The sequence below is a fragment of the Lachnobacterium bovis DSM 14045 genome (assembly GCF_900107245.1).
Taxonomy (GTDB): domain Bacteria; phylum Bacillota; class Clostridia; order Lachnospirales; family Lachnospiraceae; genus Roseburia; species Roseburia bovis.
The window spans coordinates 54,419-75,914 of the sequence record NZ_FNPG01000006.1; the positions used below are offsets into that span (position 1 = coordinate 54,419).

The window sequence follows — 21,496 nt, forward strand, 5'->3', positions numbered from 1 at the left end:
GCATATAGATGGATATTTTAATTGTAAAAAATCTGACCAAACGATATGGTGATAAAGAGGTGTTTTCAAATATATCATTTACAATACCGAAAGGAAAATTCATTTTTTTATGTGGTGAAAATGGCTCAGGAAAAACTACACTATTTAAAGCAATTATGCAAATGGTAAAAGTAGATGATGGAAAAATTTTGATAGATGATTCTATTATTAAGAAAAAAACAGATATTTGTTTTATAACGGATCAGGTGATTTTATATGATAATTTAACTGTATGTGAGATGCTTGCTCTTGTTTTAGATATAAACGATATAAAGAAGAATACATCTCAGAAACAAGAAATTCTTAAACATTTCTATTGTGAAGAAATAAAGAATAAAAAAATAAAACAATGCTCGCTAGGAATGAAAAAAAGAGTGCAACTCATGTGTGGAATGGTTCTTGAGCCAAAATTGATGTTGATGGATGAATTCTTTTCAGGAATTGATTCAGAAAAATATGAAGAGATAAAAATAATTTTGAAGGAATATGTAAAGAACGGAAATACAGTAATAATGACATCTCATATAAAAAAAATTAGGCAGGAATTGGCTGAATTAGAAATAAGCATGTAAAAATTTTCTATAAAAAAAGTAGCCTACCCCTAAGCTACTTTTTTAAATATAATCCCTAACTTTATTAACCCTATAACTATAAATACTCCCATGCCCTAGTTAATTAAATTATACTCCAACGTTGCAACTTAATAATACACTCCCCAATGTACTATTGCTATTTGATTCTGTAAGGAATCCCCTAACCAAACAAAATCAAATAATTGCGATATCACTTTATGGTTATACTATAGCAGGAATTTAACGTAATAAATTTTTTTGTCACGAAACGGTCTTTTTTTGTCGCAAAAATGTATTTTGCACACAGAAGGACAGTCAATAGTGGGCTTTAGGGAACAAAATTAATACGTTGTATGTAAGACATTTTTGTGATATTTTGAATATAGATGGGTTATACCGACAAAAATTTAATGATTTACAAGAATAAAATAACCAAGGGGGAAGGTTTATGAAGTTTTATGTAAGTGCATGTGCTAAAAAAAGTGGAAATGGAGATATTAATAATCCGTTTTTAACAATTCAGGAAGCAGCAGAAATTGCAAAGCCAGGAGATGAGGTTTTTGTTTTTCCAGGTGAGTATAGAGAGGCTGTAAATCCAATTAATTCAGGAGAGGAAGATAGACCTATTAAGTATACCAGTATTGAAAAACATAAGGCAATTATAACGGGTGCAGAAAGAGTTAAAGGCTGGAAGACGCTTGGAAAGGGTGTTTGGGAAAGAAGGATAAACTGCGAAATTTTTGGAGATTATAATCCTTACACAACGAGAGTTTCTGGGGATTGGTTTATTGCGGATTTTGTTGCACATACAGGAGATGTTTATTTGAATCATAAATCTATGTATGAAGTAACATCTGAAGAAGATGTAAAAAATCCTAAATTAAATCCAAATTCATGGGATAAAGAATTTTCAAAATATGTTTGGTATGCCAAAGAGGATAAAAAAAATAATCAGATAGTATTTCTTTGTAATTTTGATAAAGTAGATCCAAATGAGGAAATAGTTGAGATAAGCGTAAGAAAAAATTGCTTTTTCCCAAAACAAATAGGGAAAAATTATATACATCTAAGCGGTTTTGTTATAAGAGAAGCAGCAACTCAATGGGCACCACCTACAGCTTTTCAGGATGGAATGATTGGCCCACATTGGTCAAAAGGTTGGATGATAGAAGATTGTGATGTATATGAAAGCAAATGTGTTGGAATATCTTTGGGAAAGTACAAACAAGAGGATAATGACAACAAATGGTTGAATTGGAAATACAAAGATGGAGCACAAACTGAACGAGAATGTATCTGTGAAGCAGTTGTAAATGGATGGAACAAAGATAATATAGGTAGTCATATTGTTAGAAATTGTAAGATTCACGATTGCGGACAAGCCGGAATAGTGGGACATTTAGGCGCGGTATTTAGTATAATTGAGAATAATGAAATCTACAATATTAATAATAAGCAGAATCTTGCAGGTGCTGAAATTGGAGGAATTAAATTACATGCTGCAATAGATACGATTATCAGAAGAAATCATATTTATAATTGTACACGAGGATTGTGGTTAGACTGGCAGGCGCAAGGAACAAGGGTTTCTCAAAATTTGTTCCATCATAATACGCTGCCAAAGCTTGAAAAGATTGAAAAATTAAATGTAGCAGCTTTTCAAGGGATGGGTGAAGATATTTTTGTAGAAGTGTCACATGGACCAACACTGATAGATAATAATGTTCTTTTATCAGATCGAGCTATTAAACTTGCAAGTCAGGGTGTGGCGGTTGTTCACAATTTAATTGCAGGAGGATTAGTATCAATTGGGATAGGCACAGATAATGGTGGAGTGAAACTTAAAGATAAAACAGTTAGGTATACACCATATCATATGGCACATAGTACAGACATAATGGGATTTATGACTATCTTACATGGAGATGATAAGTTCTATAATAACATTTTTATTCAGCAAGAAAAAAGAGCAGTTATGAAAAATGTTATGGAAGAGTTATCAAAGGACGGCAATAGATGGGATGATGGAAATATAAATGTTGGAACAGATGTATTTGATAATGGATTTTTGTCATTTGACGAGTGGAAACATGAGTTTGAAGGATATTGTGGAATGGGTTCGCCGGATACAGATAGATATTATATGCCTCTTCCAGTATGGACAAATGGAAATGTATTTTTAAATGGAGCTAAACCTTGGAAAAAGGAAAAAAATTATAAGGTGGATTCTGATAAAAAATACAAGCTTAAACTTGTTTCTGACGAAAATGGTTGGTATTTAGATACTGATATATATGACTTTGTAGCAGAAGTAAAGAGTAATTTAGTAACAACAAAAACTCTTGGAATAGCATTTGAACCAGAAGAACAATTTGAAAATCCAAATGGTGAGCCATTAATTTTAGACAGAGATTTCTATGGTAACATGAGAGAAAAGTCAACAATTCCAGGACCATTTGCTTTTGATAAAAGTGAAAAAACAATGTTAAACTTGACAAATAAAATTGCTATTGATACCCTAAAAATGTAAACAGTTTATAAAATTTGACATTATGGCGGCAAGGAAAATAAAGAGATAAAAGAAATGAAGAAGAAAATAACTTCTAAGAATGTAAAGGAGGTGTTATGAAATGAGTCAATTAGCATTTGATGCAATAATGATTGCAATTTCTTGTGCAAATCTTATATTTATAATGGTCGTTTTAATTATGTTATATAGATTCTTAAGAAATCATAAATAATAATTTTTGTATAGTATGTAATAATTTTAGAAAAAATAAAAAGAGCCACATTCTATATATGTAACATTTAATATATAAGAGTGTGGTTCTATTATATGTATGATTTATTCTCAATATTGAAACGTTTTCAGCTGTATAAAATTTGTAAAAGTATTAATATATTAAGTTTTGATTAATTTTTTGGTAAATACACATTAAAATTAAAAAAAAGATAGCTAAAAGTATTGACGATCTTTTTTGCTACTATTATTATTGTTGTGTAAACGGTTTACTAAATAATTTGACATCATGGTGGCAAGGAAAACAAAGAGGTAAAGGAAATGAAGAAGAAAAATACTTCTACATATGTCTTAATCAGTTTATTAATTATGCAAGGCGCTATATGCACATTGCTTGTTTTAAATTGTTTGAGTAATATGTATAATGATAAATGGAAAAATTATGGCGAGAATGAGCAAAAAACTCATAAACTCTATATTAAAGATATATCAAATGACAAACAAGAACAGATTAGAAGTTTACTATTAGAAGAAGTAGATAGGGAACACGCTTTTATTTTTAAAAAAGTAAGTCTTAACCAGGGAGAATCCATAAGAGGAATGAAGATGGGGGTATACGGAGATGTAAATAGTATGCCAGAGTTTGACTTCCTTGATCGTGATATTGTAAATAAGAAATCAGTCGAAAAATTGTTAAAGTCAGAGAAAGATGAAACTACTTTAGGAGTTCTAAATGGTAGTGCAAATTCAATTGGAAATATTCCCCTTTTTAACTTTGGAGATAACTTTGTTATAGAAAAATTAAAACAGACAACTAAGGAAACTGTAAATGGACAATATTACATATCGGGATTAGATACTGCAAAATTTGACAGTTTAGTAAATGATTTAGCAAAAGCAACAAAACAAAATAGAGATAATTTCTTGATATCAAATCGTCAAGAAAGTGTGACAGCGGCATTAAAGGATATGTTTATAATAGGATTTGTAATAGGAAGCGTTATACTTAATGTAGTAGCCAATATGATACTTTATTTGTTAAGAATGAAGGATGAAGGAAAATATATATTAATGGGATGGTCTAGAAAATCTTTTTTCGCAATGTGCTATCAAGAGATTATTAATGCTGCATTTATTTTGATTCCAATAGTTGCAATAGCGTTATTTGTTTTTTCGGGATGGAATAATAGTTCTATAAGTTTTATTAGTTATTGTATTTTGGCAGGTTTGATAAATGTGATTTTAATGTTTATCGAACTAATTCCAGTTGCATTAACATGTTTTAGTGTAAAACCTATTAATGCTATTCATGGTAGAGTGCCGAAAAAAATGTTGTATATGTCTATGTCAGTTGTATACTTGATTGTTGTAGGAATGTTGCAAGGATCATGTTGGTACGTAGATGGTTTGAAAAAAAGTATAGATGAAAATTCAAAACTGCTAAGTCGTTGGGAAAAGGTGTCAGATTATAACGTCTTGTATGATCTTTTACCAGGTGATGATCAAGAATCATTCGCTAATAATTCTAACAAATTAAGTATGGATGTGCTTGATTGGTATAAGAGCATGGAAGATAAAAAAGGTGTATATATAATTAATACTTCCGAGTATAGTAGCAGTATAATCCAGAGGTGGAAAGATTACAAGTCTTATAAAAATATACCAGATAAGCCATTTTGGTATTTTTATTATTCACCTAATTATGCTAAAAAAGAGATTCCAGATTTAGATTCGAAACTGTTAGATGAGGCAAGAAATGGAGTGAGAGTATATCTTTTACCAGATACACTATCAAAAAAAGAAAAAATCAAGGTTGAAAAATGGATTAAGGAAGACACAGAAAGCAACATATCTGATGATGATATTCAAACTTCATTTGAAAGAAACAAAGAGTATAAGTTTGTATACTACAAACCAAAGAAAAAATTCTTTACATGGGGAACTAAATCTAAAGAAAAAATCGAAACAGATTCACCTTATATTTTGTTGACAACGTCTGAAAATATAAATTCTGTCGAATGTGATAATTTAAGGGCGGAAACGCTTGAAAATACTATGATTAAATTTGAAAATACAAAACTTGCTGACAAGTACTCTGATATAAAGTATTTAAAGAAATATCATTTGAATGATAATAAAATTAAATTTATTGCAGTAAGAGAATATATAAATGGAATACAAAAAAGCCTAAGAACATCAATATGTTGGTTTGGAGTCGTTATTGGTATTTTATCCGTTATAGTAACAGGAAATTTATTGGCAATAGCAGTACTTTATAAAAAGACTAATATCAAGAAAAACAGTATAAAGAAATTTTTAGGTTATAGTAATTTACAAATGCATGGAAAAATTTCGACTGTAGTTATTGTGGCTGTAATAATAGAAATTTTAATTGCAAAATTGTTACAGTGCAGAATTGGTATGCTTATGACAACATTGTTAGGAATAGTGCAATTGGTTGTGCTTAAAGTGTACTTGTCAAAAAATGCAGTAGAAAGTATAATCACAGAATTTAAGGAGAATTAAAAAATGAAACAAAATGCCATAGAAGTAACTGGTTTAAATAAAAAGTTTGGAAACAGACATATTATAGAAAACTTTAATCTTGAAATAGAAAAAGGAGAGTTCGTAGCAATTGTAGGACCTAGTGGATGCGGAAAATCTACGCTTCTTAATGTCTTGGGAATGTTAGAAAAATATGATGGAGGAAAAATTAAAATAAATGGGAAAAAGTTGCCAGAAATAAACTCTAAGGCAGCTACAATGGTTAGGAGAAATGTAATTAACTATCTTTTTCAAAATTATGCATTAATAGATAATGAGACTGTAGAGAAAAATTTGCTTATAGCAATGGAATTTGTAAATAAATCTCATAAAGAAAAGATAAATATGATTTCAAAAACGTTAGATTATGTGGGATTAAAACATTTACAAAAGGAAGTTGTAAATACTTTATCAGGTGGAGAGCAACAAAGAGTGGCCTTAGCAAGAACTATATTAAAACCAGGAAACATTGTATTAGCCGATGAACCAACCGGTTCGTTAGATCCCAAATCCTCAGATAATGCATTTGGTTTAATTAAACAATTGTGTAAGGAAAATGGTAAAACAGTGGTAATGGTAACTCATAATATGGAATTAGCAAAAAGAGCAGATAGAATTGTTGAGATGCCACTGATTAGAAAATAAAAATATAAATGAATGTAAAAAGCGATGCACCTACCCTAAGTGCATCGCTTTTTCGACTTACAATTTATTTAGTTTTATAAACAATTATGGATTGATAAAGTATTTGTAAAAGATGGACAAACATGGTATATTAGAAAGTATAAATATCGCGTTTTATACAGCAATATCATATTTTGCTAAGTATTATAATGTTATTGATTTCTGCAATTCTGGAGGGTTTACTATATTGAATTTACTTGCAAAAAATATTAATAAAACTTATGAAAACCTCGAAGTTATAATGGATTTTTCGTATGAATTTGTAGGCGGAAATGTATATAAAATAGAAGGTAGAAATGGAACAGGTAAATCTACGTTATTAAGAATTTTAAGCGGTTTAGAACAATGTGAAAGTGGAACTATATTGGTTCAAAATCAAAAAAAATTGATTAGCATAGAAGAATATTCCAAAGCCAATAAAATTTTATATCTACCAGACATTGATTTATGTCAAGAATGGCTTACGATAGAAGAAAATATCGAATGGTTACATGTTATGAGTGGGGTTAAAATGGACGAGACAGTAGAGTTGTATAGAGAATTAAATATTCTTGAGGAAGATTACAAAAAAGTTGCTGTAGAGTGTTCGTTAGGAACTAGAATGAAAGTTGGATTATCCTTGTTGTATTCACTATATGATTATAAATTAATTTTTATAGATGAAACATTAGCACATTTAGATACAATTTTCAGAGAAAAATATCTAAAAAAATTAAAAAATTACGCAAAAAACAAAAAGGCAGTTATTTTTTTGATTGACCACGAAGATATAGATGATAGCAGTATAAAAACAATTAAGTTAGTCAAAGGAGATATATAGGGGTCATGAATATGGAAAGCACTAATAAAAAAGAATGCAAGAAAAAAGATTTTAATATATGGTTTACTACATTAAACTTTATTATATATTTAGGGCTATATTTGTGGTGTAATTATACAATTATTTTTAATAATAAAAAAATGCATGGAAAAATAGAAGAAGCGTTAAACTTGATTAAAGGTGATTTAAAAAATCCAATGTTTTTTGTTATAAGTATAATTATAATTCAAGCCATTTGTGTGGTAATCTTAAATTATTTATTATTAAGAGTTGTGATAGGTTTATGCAGATCAAATCATATTAGTCGAGCTAAATCTTTAAATGTAATTTTCTTAGCTAAATTTGAAAGCTTATTATTTGCTATAATTGTGTCTAATTTATTTAGAAATTTGACAAATTTTGATTTAGTGGTAAGAATTATTAGTAATTTAATATATTGCACAGGGTTATATACTTTGATTTCAAAAGAAATTAATAAAGATTATAAAAAGCGAACAATTTTATTATTTGTAGTTATTTTTTTGATAGGACTATTTTAATCAATATGTACTGATTGTTTAAATCAGTACATATTTTTTTGGAGGAAAAATGTATTTAAAGATGCTAAAACTGATACAATTATATCGTTGGAGATTTTCAAAAAATAATTTATCGAAAGAACAATATTTTGTCATGGATAATATAATAGGCATAATAATAGGTTTATTATATTTGATTTTTTCATATGCTTTAATGACAAGTGTATGCAATTTTTTTATTATTATAGGTGTTGAGGTATTGATGATTTTCTCTGTTTTAAATCAATATTGGTTAAAAACAGTGGAACAGTATAAAGAGACTAGAAGCAAAAAAATACTTATGGTTACAAGAAATAAAATAAAATATTTAATGTATTTATATTTAAAAAATAATTATTATGCAATACATTTTATGTTTTTTTGGCTTTTTCTGGAGAGTTTATTAGTATTTTTCAATATAAAACTGTTGGTGATTAATTTTTTTGCCATGTTAGTTGTTATAGTGATTTTGGTAAAAGATTTTTATATGTCGTGTGGATTTAATAAAGTTAATAAAAAATCAAGGAAAATTTCATGTATAAGAGATTACAATCAAAGTTATTTATATAGATATAATTTTTTAGTGTTACAAGAAAATTTGACTTTTATCATTGGAGCAGGAGTTGTATTATTTTTCAAACAAAATATAATAATTATTTATGAAAGTATATTTATGGTTTATATGGCATGTGTCCAATTACAGATTGAAAAGTATATGGATGATTATGATAATACATATAAGAATTATTTATTTAAAAAAGCGATGGGCTGCGTCGTGATTTATATACAAGTTATTGTATTTACGGTTAACTTTTTGAAAATAGATTCAATAATTAAATGCATTATAGAAATAATTTTGGCTGGAATAGTATATGTTGTTCCTTTTGAAAAAATATTTTATAAATATGAGATAAAACTATAATTTTAAGCTAAAAAGGGCGTAAGATGAAATAAATTCACCTATACGCCCTTAATATTTATTTACAATTCAATTATGTGTTCGCAATTTGCTATAACATCATAATCGTGAGAAACTAACAATACAGTTTTACCTTCATTGTTTAACTGCTTTAGAAGATTCATAACGATTTGTGTGTTTTCAGGATCCAAACTGCCAGTAGGTTCATCGGCTAAGATTAATTTGCATTTTTTTAGAATCAATCTAGCAATGGCTATGCGTTGTTGTTCACCTCCAGAACATGTACATACTTTTTTGAATAAAATGTCTTCATTTAACCCAACTTTATTTAACGCATCTATCATTAGTGATTTTGCAGTTTTTTTCGATTTCTTTTCTAAGACGATTTTTAAGTTTTCGTATACAGTTAAATCGTCAACAAGTGCATAATTTTGGAAGAGATATCCAATTGTATTTTTTAAGATATTAAGTTTTTGTCGTTTGTTTGAAAAGTTTATAGTTTCACCATATATTTTAATAGTACCTTCAGCCTTTTCTAGTAGACCAATAATGTTTAGAAGAGTAGTCTTTCCACGACCACTATTTCCTTTTATGCCGACAAAGTCACCATCTTCAACTTCTAGGTTAAAATTATCTAAAATTACATGTTCGTTATAATTCTTTTTTATATTTTTTAAAACAATAGCTTTCATCTTGTTATTCTCCTTTTAAAATAAGTGTAGTATTTTTAAATGACTTAGCTTGTAGAATCATTAAAAATACGATGGATTCAGGAATTATTAAAAGAATAAAGAAAGGATTGACACCTAAGCTTATAATTAATGTGATAATTCCGTTAATAATCAAAAATGTACTAATATCTTTTAGGTTACTTCGGCCTAGAAGATTCTCGATTGCAAGCATTTTCTTTTTTATTTCATAATAAGAAAGAATACTCACATAATTAACAACAGCAACAGTAACTAAGAGTATTACTAAAAATATTGTATTAGTCAGTAAAGAATATTTAATAGTTCCAGTAGTTTCGTTAAGTTCATCACTGAGGGGGCTTGCTTTAATTGAAGCATGTTCAATTTTTAGTTTGTCTATTTCTCTATTTATCAATTTAGCCTTTTCTTTTGTCATAAATATTTTTTGGTCAGATGAAATAGAAAAGTTGGATTTTAAAGGTGTTAATGATAATATCATGTTATATGAATAGCAACTAGGGTCAGTAAAATTTGTAATTTTTTGATTGTCTTTTATACATATACATTGATACTCTGTATTTGAATTATAATTTTTTTTGATAATATTTCTATCTGCCCAATATTTTTGGGGAATTAAAAGATAATTTTTTGAAGGAGAGAGGGTTATTCCGTTGTTGTTGTTATCTTTTATATTTAGTTTTGGTAACAGATTAGAAGATGCCTTGATACTATGAAAATTCAAATCTTCCGTGTCATTAACATCAATGGTATAATTTTTATCAATATTTTCTTCAGGACAATATTCAAAACGGTAAATCCCGGTTTTGAAATTTGAAATATAAGTAGTCAATTTCTTGTTTGCTGTTGAAGGTTTATAATTTCTTATATTTAATTCATATAAACTAAATTTATTTATAGAATTAGAATTATTTAATGTTAAGTAGAGTTCCTTGCTACTGTTAAAAACGTTCATTATATTTATAAACAAAGTAGTAGTTAATACTATTTTAAATAAAAGTAATATTAGATATATAACAGTATTATTTCTATTGTTCTTTACACTTGTAGTTACATTGAGAAAATTTATATATGGCAAACCCAATAAAGCTATAATTGAATATATAAGCAAGGTTAGTGAGGAAATAATGCCTACCAATTCAAAATAGTATAAAAGTTGTGATGCATCTTTTAAAAGTATATAAATGGAAAATGGTATTATAATTATCAATATTCCTTTGAGGGTAGTTAAAAGTTCTTTTTTATATAAAGATAAGGATATTGAAAATGTAGATTTACCATTTATTTTTAGAACTGCGATTTCTTTATTACGAGAAATATAATGCATTAGAGTAGCAAATACCGTAATTAAAGATAACACAATTACAAATATGATGTTGCTTTGGAAAAATAAGTTATAACCAAGGTGAAAATTGTCACTATTGCAATAAGATGCGTTAATATCATTAGAACTTAAAATGTGTGGAATGTTATCTAAATCGTTTTTGCTGTTAGGTTCTATAAAAAAAATGTTTGTTTTTCGTTTATTTTCCTTTTTGTATTTTGATATGTATATATTTTTGTTGGGTAAAAGGGATTTTTGTTTTCCTAATTTGATTTTGGCTGTAGGGTTTATTGCTTCTATTTTTACAGTCCTATCAAAAAAACCGTATTGAACGAAATTACGTATTTGAAATGTCAAATTGTTGTTTTGAGCGACATTAAGCATTTTGTTTACAGGCACATCTTTGTCTGTCATAATCATTAAACATTTATAATTATTAGTGATAGAGACGTTTTGTAAATTGATGCTAAGCATAAAATATATTGACAATATTCCTATTGATATTCCTACAAATTTTAGAATTTTTTTCATATTATTTCCTCTTTCTATTGTGTGAATAAACATTTAAATAAAACTTATGTAATAATATTATTACATAAGTTTTATTATTATATATTATTATGTGAGAATGTTTTATTATTATTACTTGACCCGACCGAAATCTTTATATCCCGCCTTTTCACTTACGAAAGGATTAGTATGGGATGCTTTTTTTCTGACTTGTATCCAGCCATTTGAGCCTAAGTCTGTAGTTTTTCCCTCTTTATAGTTGTAAGAGCCATTATCACACTTTACCCAAACTGTAGCATGATATCGTATTCCATCTCTTTTTAAATCCATGACCCTGGAATAAAGATAAGAATTTTTGCTTTCTCCACCTTCCCATTTTGCGTTACCGTGGTCTAGTGTTGTTGCAGACCAAGCAAATACAAGAGAGGAGAAACATAAAGTGACTATTGGAATGCTTATTCCAATACAAAGGTATTTAAAAAATTTTTTCATAACAATACCTCCATAAATTAATAATTATATTACATAACTGATTCTAACATTACAATATTATTCTGTCAATGTGAATGTTTATTTAATAATTTTGAAATTCTTATAGCAAGCTATTTCAGAGATAAAGGGATTAGAATGATAAAATTCAACAATTAAGCTAAAACTTTAGCAAATTTCTTTTTACCACGTTTCACAACTTTTCCTTCATCAGAAAAGTCATCAAGTGTGTAGAAAGTTTTAATGTCAGTTACTTTCTCGCCATCAACAGATACACCACCTTGTTGAACAGCACGTCTAGCATCAGATCTTGTATTTGCAAGACCTGCAGCAACTAATACTCCCATGATGTCAATTTGGCCATCTAATAAATCTGCTTCAGATAATGTTACTTTAGGCATGTTTTCATCGGAACCTTGACCTAAGAATAAAGCATGAGAAGCTTCTTTTGCTTTTGTTGCTTCATCTTCTCCATGAACAAGTTTAGTAAGTTCAAACGCAAGGATTTCTTTAGCTTCATTTAACTTAGCACCTTCCCATGATTCCATTGCTTCGATTTCCTCAAGAGGGATAAATGTAAGCATCTTCATACATTTGATCACATCAGCATCAGCAACATTTCTCCAATATTGGAAGAATTCGAATGGAGATGTTTTTTCAGGATCAAGCCAAACTGCACCACCAACTGTTTTACCCATTTTTTTACCTTCAGAGTTAAGTAGTAAGTTGATAGTCATTGCATACGCATCTTTTCCAAGTTTACGGCGGATAAGTTCAGTTCCACCAAGCATATTACTCCACTGATCATTACCACCAAATTCGAGGTTACATCCGTATTTCTGGAATAAAGTATAGAAGTCATAGCTTTGCATAATCATGTAGTTGAATTCAAGGAAACTTAAACCACGAGCCATACGTTGTTTGTAACATTCAGCTGTAAGCATTCTGTTTACAGAAAAATGAGGTCCGATTTCACGTAATACATCAACATAATTTAAATTCATTAACCAGTCTGCATTATTTACAAGAAGAGCTTTATCATCTGAAAAATCAATAAAATGTGACATTTGTTTTTTGAAACAGTCAACGTTGTGTTGAATAGTTTCAGGTGTCATCATCTGACGCATATCAGTTCTTCCTGAAGGATCACCAATCATAGCTGTACCTCCACCGATAAGGGCAATTGGTTTATTTCCAGCCATCTGTAGGCGCTTCATAAGGCAAAGCGTCATGAAATGACCAACATGTAAACTATCTGCAGTTGGATCAAATCCGATATAAAAAGTAGCTTTACCATTGTTAATTAATTCTTTGATTTCTTCTTCATCTGTTACCTGGGCAATAAGTCCACGGGCAACTAATTCGTCATATACTGTCATAATAATTCCTCCATAAAAAAATAAAATGTTTTAAGTATAGTGCTGGCAATAATAAGTGTAATAGATGCCAGCATGGAAAATAATGTAAAATAAAAAAACTCCCGTCCTTAAAAAAGGACGAGAGATAATTCGCGTTACCACCTTTATTTATATTCTTATCACTAAGAATACCTTAGTAAGTGTCAAACAACACTTTAGTGCAATAACGAGCACCAATTCGTTGCAGCCTAATAACAAAATGCTTAAATCAACAAGATGTGTTCAGTGCAAAGCTAAAGGATGTATTCGGCAATTAATCTTTCTAAAACCTCTCATCAACCGGTAATTTTCTGTAGATTCAATAATTACGTACTTGTTCCTTATCGTAGCAATGATATATAAAATTGTACTAACGATTTAATTTAAACATAAAAAAATTTTTATGTCAATAAGAGATTTTTTAAGGTTTAATTTTAAAATGGTCGAAAAAAACTATAATAGTATTTTTCTTGGAGGGTGCAATGAATTCTTTTGATGAAATAGTTAATGAAGATTTTTTGAAGGAAGAAATCAGAGAAGATTTCTTTATAAAAAGATCTATGAAACGTTTTTGGGCGACAAATTTAAGGGTCCTTACTATCATAAAAGACATATGCAAAAAGCATGGAATTAAATATTTCGCGGCATATGGAACTCTTTTAGGAGCAGTGCGACATAATGGGTTTATTCCTTGGGATGATGATATAGATTTGTTTATGTTTAGAAAAGATTTTATACAATTTCAAAAAGTAGCACTTGTGGAAATGCCAGAAGGATATTGTATAAAAGGTTTTGGAAATGGGTATAGCCCTATCAAGTTCGTTTCAAATTCAGATAGAATTGATGAATATGAGAAGCGTATGAAAGAAAATTTCGGATGTCCATATATAGTTGGAATAGATATATTTTGTATTGATGCAATTCCTGATGATAAAAAAGAAAGAGATTTTTTTATTGATGTATACGGTATGGTTTGTGATGTGGCAGATCATTATGAAAATTACGTTAAGGAAGAGACGGCAGCAGAATATTTAGCAAAAATTGAAGAGTTCCTAAATTGTAAAATTGACAGGACAGGAGATGTAAAACTTGAATTGTGGAAGCTGTCAGAACAATTGGCAGGAATATATATGGATGATGATACTAAAGAGGTATCGATTATTTACAGATTCGTAACTAACGATTATAAATCTGAAACCTATAAAAGAGAGTGGTTTTCTGATGTGATTGAAGTACCTTTTGAAAGGATAACCATAAATGTCCCAAATGGTTATTCTGAAATTCTAAAAGAAATATATGGGGAGGATTATATGATACCTAAGAAAAATTTTGCTGGACATACGTATCCTTGTTTTCTGAATCAAAAAGAGTATTTAGAAAAAAAATTTGGAATAAAGTTAGAAGACTGATGATACTAAAATAATAAATCAGTGATATAAATAGAATCTAAACAAGATAAATGTTGCTTAGATTCTAAATTATATTGCAAAATGTGATTTATGAACGTTTAATTAAATTACTTGGAAGTAATGAGGGATGATTAAGTTGTAGATTAAAAAACATGTTTGTAATCCATATAAGTGCAATTAAAGTGAGTATAGGAATAATACAGGTGGTAACAATAAAAAGTGCAATAATATCAATAAATGAATTTAATGCATTTTTAATTTTTTCGTATGAAACGGAAATACTATTTCCTATATCAGCAGCTTTATCTTTTGCATCTGAAACAAAATCTTTGGCTTTATCAAAAATATTATCAGATTTTTTACTTGAACTATTACTTTTTGAGCTTTTTTTAAGTTTGGTGGCAGTTTTATTTGCACTATCGATTGACTCTGAAATACTAGATTTTTGTGTGTCTTCGATTTTGTTGGATATAGTCAAACTTAAAGGGATAACGCTTGCAATAATAATAGCAAAAAGTCCTAATTTAATAGCAATATATCTTAAACGAGCTTGCTGCGGAAAAAATACAGCAAAAATTCCTATTATACATGCAATAGGAAGGATTACTTTGAATGCGGCAAATCCTAAAACAGTTAGTAGAAATTTTTCAAGGTAGATGGCTGTCATGATGAATAAGAAATATCCGCTTAAATCTGCTAATTTTTCAGCAATAGGAGTAGCTGTATCTCCTGGAAGTGCTGTTAAAGCAACGGAAAGAAGTGTAGATGATGCGGTTAAATTCATAACAACTTTTTTCTTTTCATCAAGTGATTTAATTGACGCTGTGTGGTTTTCGGCAGAAGATGCATAATTACCAATTACAGTAAATGATAATATTCCTACTATAAGTAAAAAAACAGCTGCAATGTATTGCATTTTTAAATATTTTTGCATAATAACCTCCAATTTATAAATATATGTAAGTATTGTAGAGTTTTTTTACTATAAATGTCAAGAATGTTGCCGTACTTCATTGACGAAATATATTGCAGTAGTATAGGATTAAAGAGTATTATAAAAAAAGTAAAATAAAACGAAAAATAAAAGAGTAAATTATGGACATCTCAAAAAGATGGCATAGTATAGAATGAGAGGTTTTTCATATGGAATTTTTAGATGTAGTAGATAAAAACGGAAATCCTACCGGTGAAATTGTTGCTAGAGAAATTGCTCATAGAGAAGGAAAAAGACATAGAACAGCGCATGTTTGGATTGTTAGAAAAACTTGCGATAAAGTTGAAGTCTTATTGCAAAAAAGAGCGAGTAACAAGGACTCATTTCCGGGATGTTATGATATCTCAAGCGCAGGTCATGTACCAGCTGGTGCGGATTATATGCCATCTGCAATTAGAGAGTTAAAAGAAGAATTAGATTTAGAAATTAGAGAAAATCAACTTATTGACTTAGGATTGTACAAAAAAGATACATTTGATTCCTTTTATGGAGAAAAATACGTAGACAGACAGGTTAGCCGTGTTTACTTGCTTTGGCTTGATAATAATATAAAAGAGTTTAAGTTACAAAAAGAAGAGCTTGCGGGAATTCTTTGGCTTGAATTAAATGAATGTATTGAGGCGGTTGCAAATAATACTATAAAACATTGCATAGATATTGACGAGTTGAATATGGTAAAGGATTATGTTGATACACATAAGGATGAATAATTCAATAAAAAAGTTAAAAGTTAAATGCGCAGGCGCCAGGTGAGCGAGCTGATTTTTGACAGAATTTAATAATTTTAAAGAAAGTAGTAAGAGGATTAAAAATGATATTTGAAACACATGCACATTATGATGACAAGAAATTCGATAAAGACAGAAAAAAACTAATAGAATCGATGCCTTCTAAAGGTATAGGAAGGATAATTAATGTAGGTTCATCAATTGAAACAACTAAAACAACTATTGAAATTGCTAAAGAATATGATTATGTATATGCAGCAGTTGGAGTACACCCTAGTGATGTTGATTGCTTAAATGAGGAAACATTTGCATGGCTTAAAGAACAGACTAAATGGGAAAAAACAGTAGCGATAGGTGAAATTGGACTTGATTATTACTGGGATAAGGACAAGGATATTCAAAAAGCACAAAGATTTTGGTTTAAGAGACAGATGGAATTAGCAAGAGAAGCACATTTACCAGTAATTATACATTCAAGAGATGCAGCAGAGGATACGTTTAGGGTGATGAAAGAAATAAGAGCAGAAGAAATACCAGGTGTAATTCATTGTTATTCTTATTCACCAGAGATGGCTAAAGAATATATAAAAATGGGTTATTATATAGGAGTTGGAGGAGTTGTTACATTTAAAAATGGGAAAAAACTAAAACAGACAGTAAAAGAAATACCAATTGAGAAAATTTTGCTTGAAACGGATTGTCCTTATATGGCACCAGAGCCTAATAGAGGAACGAGAAATGATTCAAGTAATATTCCATATGTTGTGGAAGAAATTGCGAGAATAAAAGGAATTTCAACAGAAGAAGTTGAAAAAATTACATGGGATAATGCAATGAATTTGTTTAAAAGAGTAAAAAGTATATAAGTCATAAATGTTTAATAAAAGCCCTATAGATTAGGGCTTTTTTGTATAAAAATCTATTATAATTAAAAAAAATATCCGTTTTATATAGTTTTTTATACGAACTTTACTCATGTTATTGTAAATAATAGATTAAAATGATAAGCTAATTTATGAAAATCATTTGAATATTTTAAAGGAAGGAGGTACGCAAAATAATGATAGCATTAGTAGCAGCACAATTAGGAGTAACTTCAGCGGTTGCAACAACAGTTGTTAATGTTGTTTTAAAAGCAGGAACATTAGTTACCGTATTAGGAATTCTTGGATCTATTGCATCAGGCGGAGCAGGAACTCTTATGACAATGGGATGGACAGCATTTAAGGCGACAGTAAAAAGACTTGCAAAAAAGAGTATGGCAAGAGCAATTGCATGGTAAAACTAAATAATTAGTAGGTTGAAATTTTTCTAGGACATATTACGGTAAGAGTAGTATGTCCTTATAAAACGTTTGTTTAAAAGAAAAGGAGCAGGAAGATATAGATGAAGATATTAGTCGTTGGTATTAAAGACAAAAGATTCTGGCCTTTATTAGAATCTTTTGTATGCAATCAAGACAATAGTTATAAAGTCAGTATCATGTCTGAGAATTATTATGAAAAAATATTTATAGAAGAATATGATATTATTTTTTTGAGTAAGCATATATTTGAAAAAATATCTATCAAAAAAAAGAATATGATTGTTGTTGATAAGGAGAAAATATTAGATTTCCATAAAGTTGTTACGTTCATAGAGAATTATAAGGTGCAAAGAAATAGGAATTTAAGAATTAGTGGGAAATCTATTTTTTTTAAAAATGGGAAAGTAATTAATGATATAAGGGAAATTCTTTTTATTGAAAGTAAAAAAAATAGAGTAAATTTCATACTTAATATATCAGATGAAGAATTATTTAGTTACAATAAGTTGGATCAGATTGAAAGAATGTTGTCGGATTATAGTTTTGTGAGAATACACAAGAGCTATTTAGTTAACATTTGTTATATCAAAAAAATTGAATGGGGGAGAGTTATATTGAATAATGGGATTATTTTGCCTATTCCTAAGAGTAGATATGGTGAGATAAAGAAAAAAATAACGAAGGAGATGGAGAACTTATAAAAATGGGAGACAGATATGTAGTTTATAAAAATTTGTTTAATGAAAATATTCGAAAAAGGTTAAAAAATAAAAATAAAATATTTAAATTAAATTTAAATGGAAAGAAAGATTTAATAATAAAAGTAGTGTTTATAATAATTTATACATTAATAATAGGGTTTTTTTTGAGGTCTTTAAATTATAAATATGGTAAAATAGGTATTTTTTTGATATGGAATATGTTTGCAATTACTAGTAATATAGAATTTCGTAATGAAAATAAACAAAATAAAATCATTAAAAATGAAATGTTTTGTACTTCAAATTTTTCTATGTCAGATAGAATAAGAATATGTATTTTTTCTACAAGAATTAATTCTTTATATGAAAATATCTCAGTAATAATATCTTCGTCTTTTTATTTTATATTATATTACAATATTAAAGCTATTATATATATTATAGTATTCGAGTTAGCGTTTTTCTTGATAAAAAGTGCTAAAATTTACAAGAGACTTATCAAAGAAAAAGGATATATATCTAAATATATATTTTTTTTGAGTTTAATATTAAAAGTTATATTTAGTGTTGAATTTAGTGTAATTACATTGAAATGTATGGATTTTTTTATAGAAAAAATTCTTTTTATGAGACAAAACATTAAATCAATAGGAGAGTTACTTAATTACAGCTTAGATGAAAAATACTACCAAATGTTATTTTTGTCTAAGTTCAAAGAAATATTTAATATTGTAACAAGGGATGAGAAGGTATATCGTTTTTGTTTATTGGTGTTATTATGTGCAATAATTATTGAATTATCAAGCTGCGTAATATTGGAGAAAAGACTAAGAAACAGAAAACATATAAAGAATTTAAAAAACATTGATTATATAGGTAAAATATTTGAACCTAAGAACTTTTTTTTAAAGAAGGATATAAAAATAATATCTAAAACCTTTAGAAAAAATCTTATAGAAACGATATTGAATGTTGTTTTTCCACTAGATTTTTTGATCAAAATAATTGTGTGGTATAAATTAGAAATGAGTATTAATAATCAATACTTATCAGATATTGTAACTATTGTTGTTGTTATGTCAAACTGTTTTTCTGGAATAGGTACAATTAGAAGCGTTTTTGAAAAAGTATTTATGCTAGAGGATGATTGGAAAGTGTTAGATCTTTATAAGATGTCTAAATATAAAATTAAGGATTTAATTATATCTAAAATGCGTTTAGCAGGTATATTTTACATAGCAAATGCAATTTTGACAATAATTGCGAGCATTGTAATATTTTTAAATTCAAAAGCATTTGGTTGGAAAGGACTTATAATTACATTTTTTACAACTATAATATTTGGATTAGTAGCATCAGTTATGTACCACTACCCATACATAGTATGCATAAAACACAAGATAGAAGATTTGGAGGATGATAAGATTTATTCAATTCTTCACAAAATGACAAGTATTCCCCAAAATTTATATTTAATACCAATGATATATGTATTAATAATAAATTGCATCGGGAGTTGGATAAATGGAGTGACATGGAAAAATGCTGAGTACATATATTTGGGATATATTATCATTTTGTCAGTTATGATGTTTACGATAATTAAAAAGATTTTTAAAGAAAATGATTTTTAAATTATTGTAAGAACTTTTTTCTCAAAGCAATATCATAAATTATAAAATTGAAAGGTGAATTATGAAATCAATAATAAAAAATCAAATAGATACAATTATATATTTTAAAAATGAAATAATAATTTCATTTATAGTATATTTAATTGGTTTTATAGGTGGAGTACTTATTTTTTTGAATAAAAAACTTGCAGTAAGGCCTAAAAATATGAAAACAATAGAACTTTTGTTAAATAATACTAAAACAGCTATATTAATTTTGTTTATTGGAATTGTTACAGCAGGAATAGGAAGTTGCATTATAATGATAATAAATGGTGCAATTTTAGGAGGGGTAGTAGAGGGTGCTATTAATGCTGGATCATATGATGCAATTAGAACTGGAATATTTCTTCATGCAGGTTTCGAAATTGTGGCATTAATATTTTTTATGTCTATATCATTAGAGACAGTTAAGTTAGTGTTAAATGCAGTAATGGATAGACCACCAAAAATAATTCATTTAAAGTTTGATATTATACTTTTCTTTGATGCATTATTTTTGTTAATTATTGCAGCATTGATAGAAGGTAATATTTCATATGTTAAAATTTAAAGAGAGGTGAAAAATGGAAAATAAGAAAGAAAAAAAGGTTGTAAAGCATCTACAGTTTTTTTATAATGCAGAAAATATGGTTTTAGAAGATGTTTCATTTGAAATACAAGGTGGAGAAATAGTATGTATAAATGGAATGAATGGAGCTGGTAAGACAACGCTGCTTAAGATACTTGCGGGTGTTCTTGATGAATATAATATGGATGCCAATTTAAAAAAATTTAGAGAGGATTCTATTTATATTTCTAATGCGCCAGATATGTATGACAATTTATCAGGAAGAGAAAATGCAGAATTATTAAGGGCTTTATGGAAAAAAAATTCATTAGAGTTTGAGAATAATTTTAAAAAATATATGAAAATATTTGAGGTGGAAAGTTATATAAATGATGATTTGGGAGATTATTCTTTGGGAATGAAATATAAAACTTTTTTGGCAGCAGTTTTATCCCTAGAAATTCCAATTTTACTTATGGATGAGCCATTAAATGCTATGGATAGTAAGAGTCAAAAGAAAGCCATTAGTGTTTTGAAAGATTATGTATCAAATGGGAAAAATAGCATCATTTTTTCAAGTCATATAGATACAATAGTTTCAGAATTATCAAGCAAAGTATATCATTTAAAAGGAGGAAAGCTTTATGAGGAAGAATAGAATTATTGTTTGCGCAGCTATTATGCTGATTGCTGTTGCGGCATCATTAGTTATAAAAAAAGCAGTTGCAACTATTGTGATTATGTGTATTGCATCTTTTTGCATTTCTACTATTACACGTTTTATAGGAAAATAAAAATATTTAGTGTAATTAGACAAAGTAAAAAATAAGGGC

The 21,496-nt window shown here is 28.3% G+C and carries 21 protein-coding genes; 16 read left to right on the forward strand and 5 right to left on the reverse strand.

Annotated features, from left to right (window positions below; all coding sequences use genetic code 11):
- Nucleotides 1-8: 8 nt before the first annotated feature.
- From BLV79_RS02365 to BLV79_RS02395, 7 genes are all read left to right on the forward strand, one after another.
- Nucleotides 9-611 (forward strand): ATP-binding cassette domain-containing protein, encoded by a 603-nt coding sequence (locus BLV79_RS02365; protein WP_022748852.1) that lies wholly within the window; start codon nucleotides 9-11, stop codon nucleotides 609-611.
- A gap of 448 nt (nucleotides 612-1,059) precedes the next feature.
- Entirely contained in the window at nucleotides 1,060-3,141 is a 2,082-nt protein-coding gene (locus BLV79_RS02370) for a right-handed parallel beta-helix repeat-containing protein (RefSeq protein ID WP_074715852.1), read from the forward strand.
- Nucleotides 3,142-3,672: 531 nt separating this feature from the next.
- Nucleotides 3,673-5,877 (forward strand): hypothetical protein, encoded by a 2,205-nt coding sequence (locus BLV79_RS02375; RefSeq protein WP_074715854.1) that lies wholly within the window; start codon nucleotides 3,673-3,675, stop codon nucleotides 5,875-5,877.
- A 3-nt stretch (nucleotides 5,878-5,880) separates the two neighbouring features.
- Nucleotides 5,881-6,540, forward strand: coding sequence for a putative bacteriocin export ABC transporter (locus BLV79_RS02380; protein ID WP_074715855.1), 660 nt, complete (start codon nucleotides 5,881-5,883; stop codon nucleotides 6,538-6,540).
- Between the two features lie 112 nt (nucleotides 6,541-6,652).
- Nucleotides 6,653-7,399 carry an ATP-binding cassette domain-containing protein gene (locus tag BLV79_RS02385; protein ID WP_083354406.1) on the forward strand — a complete coding sequence of 249 codons (747 nt, stop codon included), beginning with the start codon at nucleotides 6,653-6,655 and terminating at the stop codon, nucleotides 7,397-7,399.
- A 5-nt stretch (nucleotides 7,400-7,404) separates the two neighbouring features.
- Nucleotides 7,405-7,938 carry a hypothetical protein gene (locus tag BLV79_RS02390; RefSeq protein ID WP_074715859.1) on the forward strand — a complete coding sequence of 178 codons (534 nt, stop codon included), beginning with the start codon at nucleotides 7,405-7,407 and terminating at the stop codon, nucleotides 7,936-7,938.
- 49 nt (nucleotides 7,939-7,987) lie between these two features.
- Nucleotides 7,988-8,878 (forward strand): hypothetical protein, encoded by an 891-nt coding sequence (locus BLV79_RS02395; protein WP_074715861.1) that lies wholly within the window; start codon nucleotides 7,988-7,990, stop codon nucleotides 8,876-8,878.
- A 59-nt stretch (nucleotides 8,879-8,937) separates the two neighbouring features.
- On the opposite strand, the gene BLV79_RS02400 is transcribed toward BLV79_RS02395, so the two are convergent.
- The 4 genes from BLV79_RS02400 to tyrS form a co-directional block, all read right to left on the reverse strand.
- Nucleotides 8,938-9,567, reverse strand: a complete 630-nt coding sequence (locus tag BLV79_RS02400; protein WP_027422224.1) for an ATP-binding cassette domain-containing protein — start codon at nucleotides 9,565-9,567, stop codon at nucleotides 8,938-8,940.
- A 4-nt stretch (nucleotides 9,568-9,571) separates the two neighbouring features.
- Complete coding sequence (locus BLV79_RS02405; RefSeq protein WP_074715863.1) at nucleotides 9,572-11,437, reverse strand: hypothetical protein; 1,866 nt, start codon at nucleotides 11,435-11,437, stop codon at nucleotides 9,572-9,574.
- A gap of 111 nt (nucleotides 11,438-11,548) precedes the next feature.
- Nucleotides 11,549-11,746: a hypothetical protein gene (locus BLV79_RS12535; protein ID WP_143470201.1), complete on the reverse strand. Its 198-nt coding sequence runs from the start codon at nucleotides 11,744-11,746 to the stop codon at nucleotides 11,549-11,551.
- Nucleotides 11,747-12,060: 314 nt separating this feature from the next.
- A complete protein-coding gene (tyrS, locus tag BLV79_RS02415; RefSeq protein ID WP_074715866.1) occupies nucleotides 12,061-13,284 on the reverse strand; it encodes a tyrosine--tRNA ligase in 1,224 nt (407 codons plus the stop codon).
- A 500-nt stretch (nucleotides 13,285-13,784) separates the two neighbouring features.
- Between tyrS and BLV79_RS02420 the strand changes: the two genes are divergently transcribed.
- Nucleotides 13,785-14,711, forward strand: a complete 927-nt coding sequence (locus BLV79_RS02420) for a LicD family protein (protein WP_074715868.1) — start codon at nucleotides 13,785-13,787, stop codon at nucleotides 14,709-14,711.
- A gap of 88 nt (nucleotides 14,712-14,799) precedes the next feature.
- Here the strand turns inward: BLV79_RS02420 and BLV79_RS02425 are convergent, their stop codons facing one another.
- Nucleotides 14,800-15,645, reverse strand: a complete 846-nt coding sequence (locus BLV79_RS02425; RefSeq protein ID WP_074715870.1) for a hypothetical protein — start codon at nucleotides 15,643-15,645, stop codon at nucleotides 14,800-14,802.
- 209 nt (nucleotides 15,646-15,854) lie between these two features.
- Between BLV79_RS02425 and BLV79_RS02430 the strand changes: the two genes are divergently transcribed.
- The 8 genes from BLV79_RS02430 to BLV79_RS12695 all read left to right on the forward strand — a co-directional run bounded on the left by BLV79_RS02430 (nucleotide 15,855) and on the right by BLV79_RS12695 (nucleotide 21,457).
- A complete protein-coding gene (locus BLV79_RS02430; protein WP_074715872.1) occupies nucleotides 15,855-16,415 on the forward strand; it encodes an NUDIX hydrolase in 561 nt (186 codons plus the stop codon).
- Nucleotides 16,416-16,516: 101 nt separating this feature from the next.
- Entirely contained in the window at nucleotides 16,517-17,299 is a 783-nt protein-coding gene (locus tag BLV79_RS02435) for a TatD family hydrolase (protein WP_074715874.1), read from the forward strand.
- A gap of 194 nt (nucleotides 17,300-17,493) precedes the next feature.
- A complete protein-coding gene (locus BLV79_RS02440; protein ID WP_074715876.1) occupies nucleotides 17,494-17,715 on the forward strand; it encodes a circular bacteriocin, circularin A/uberolysin family in 222 nt (73 codons plus the stop codon).
- Between the two features lie 104 nt (nucleotides 17,716-17,819).
- A complete protein-coding gene (locus tag BLV79_RS02445; RefSeq protein ID WP_074715878.1) occupies nucleotides 17,820-18,440 on the forward strand; it encodes a LytR/AlgR family response regulator transcription factor in 621 nt (206 codons plus the stop codon).
- Between the two features lie 536 nt (nucleotides 18,441-18,976).
- The gene (locus BLV79_RS02450; protein ID WP_143470202.1) at nucleotides 18,977-20,074 is read left to right on the forward strand and encodes a hypothetical protein; all 1,098 of its coding nucleotides are present in this window, start codon (nucleotides 18,977-18,979) and stop codon (nucleotides 20,072-20,074) included.
- A 61-nt stretch (nucleotides 20,075-20,135) separates the two neighbouring features.
- Nucleotides 20,136-20,666 carry a stage II sporulation protein M gene (locus BLV79_RS02455; protein WP_074715882.1) on the forward strand — a complete coding sequence of 177 codons (531 nt, stop codon included), beginning with the start codon at nucleotides 20,136-20,138 and terminating at the stop codon, nucleotides 20,664-20,666.
- Between the two features lie 13 nt (nucleotides 20,667-20,679).
- On the forward strand, nucleotides 20,680-21,321 hold the full coding sequence (locus tag BLV79_RS02460) for an ATP-binding cassette domain-containing protein (RefSeq protein ID WP_074715884.1): 642 nt from the start codon (nucleotides 20,680-20,682) through the stop codon (nucleotides 21,319-21,321).
- Nucleotides 21,308-21,457 carry a hypothetical protein gene (locus tag BLV79_RS12695; RefSeq protein WP_022748832.1) on the forward strand — a complete coding sequence of 50 codons (150 nt, stop codon included), beginning with the start codon at nucleotides 21,308-21,310 and terminating at the stop codon, nucleotides 21,455-21,457. The genes BLV79_RS02460 and BLV79_RS12695 overlap by 14 nt, the downstream gene beginning before the upstream one ends.
- The last annotated feature ends 39 nt before the right edge of the window (nucleotides 21,458-21,496 follow it).

Bases quoted from the DNA above. Each gene is read 5' to 3' on its own strand.
- BLV79_RS02365 (WP_022748852.1), top strand. From the start codon at position 9: ATGGATATTTTAATTGTAAAAAATCTGACCAAACGATATGGTGATAAA.
- BLV79_RS02430 (WP_074715872.1), top strand. From the start codon at position 15,855: ATGGAATTTTTAGATGTAGTAGATAAAAACGGAAATCCTACCGGTGAA.
- tyrS (WP_074715866.1), bottom strand. From the start codon at position 13,284: ATGACAGTATATGACGAATTAGTTGCCCGTGGACTTATTGCCCAGGTA.
- BLV79_RS02390 (WP_074715859.1), top strand. From the start codon at position 7,405: ATGAATATGGAAAGCACTAATAAAAAAGAATGCAAGAAAAAAGATTTT.
- BLV79_RS02375 (WP_074715854.1), top strand. From the start codon at position 3,673: ATGAAGAAGAAAAATACTTCTACATATGTCTTAATCAGTTTATTAATT.
- BLV79_RS02440 (WP_074715876.1), top strand. From the start codon at position 17,494: ATGATAGCATTAGTAGCAGCACAATTAGGAGTAACTTCAGCGGTTGCA.
- BLV79_RS02420 (WP_074715868.1), top strand. From the start codon at position 13,785: ATGAATTCTTTTGATGAAATAGTTAATGAAGATTTTTTGAAGGAAGAA.
- BLV79_RS12535 (WP_143470201.1), bottom strand. From the start codon at position 11,746: ATGGATTTAAAAAGAGATGGAATACGATATCATGCTACAGTTTGGGTA.
- BLV79_RS02445 (WP_074715878.1), top strand. From the start codon at position 17,820: ATGAAGATATTAGTCGTTGGTATTAAAGACAAAAGATTCTGGCCTTTA.
- BLV79_RS02400 (WP_027422224.1), bottom strand. From the start codon at position 9,567: ATGAAAGCTATTGTTTTAAAAAATATAAAAAAGAATTATAACGAACAT.
- BLV79_RS02455 (WP_074715882.1), top strand. From the start codon at position 20,136: ATGAAATCAATAATAAAAAATCAAATAGATACAATTATATATTTTAAA.
- BLV79_RS02435 (WP_074715874.1), top strand. From the start codon at position 16,517: ATGATATTTGAAACACATGCACATTATGATGACAAGAAATTCGATAAA.
- BLV79_RS02370 (WP_074715852.1), top strand. From the start codon at position 1,060: ATGAAGTTTTATGTAAGTGCATGTGCTAAAAAAAGTGGAAATGGAGAT.
- BLV79_RS02385 (WP_083354406.1), top strand. From the start codon at position 6,653: ATGGACAAACATGGTATATTAGAAAGTATAAATATCGCGTTTTATACA.
- BLV79_RS02425 (WP_074715870.1), bottom strand. From the start codon at position 15,645: ATGCAAAAATATTTAAAAATGCAATACATTGCAGCTGTTTTTTTACTT.
- BLV79_RS12695 (WP_022748832.1), top strand. From the start codon at position 21,308: ATGAGGAAGAATAGAATTATTGTTTGCGCAGCTATTATGCTGATTGCT.
- BLV79_RS02395 (WP_074715861.1), top strand. From the start codon at position 7,988: ATGTATTTAAAGATGCTAAAACTGATACAATTATATCGTTGGAGATTT.
- BLV79_RS02405 (WP_074715863.1), bottom strand. From the start codon at position 11,437: ATGAAAAAAATTCTAAAATTTGTAGGAATATCAATAGGAATATTGTCA.
- BLV79_RS02460 (WP_074715884.1), top strand. From the start codon at position 20,680: ATGGAAAATAAGAAAGAAAAAAAGGTTGTAAAGCATCTACAGTTTTTT.
- BLV79_RS02380 (WP_074715855.1), top strand. From the start codon at position 5,881: ATGAAACAAAATGCCATAGAAGTAACTGGTTTAAATAAAAAGTTTGGA.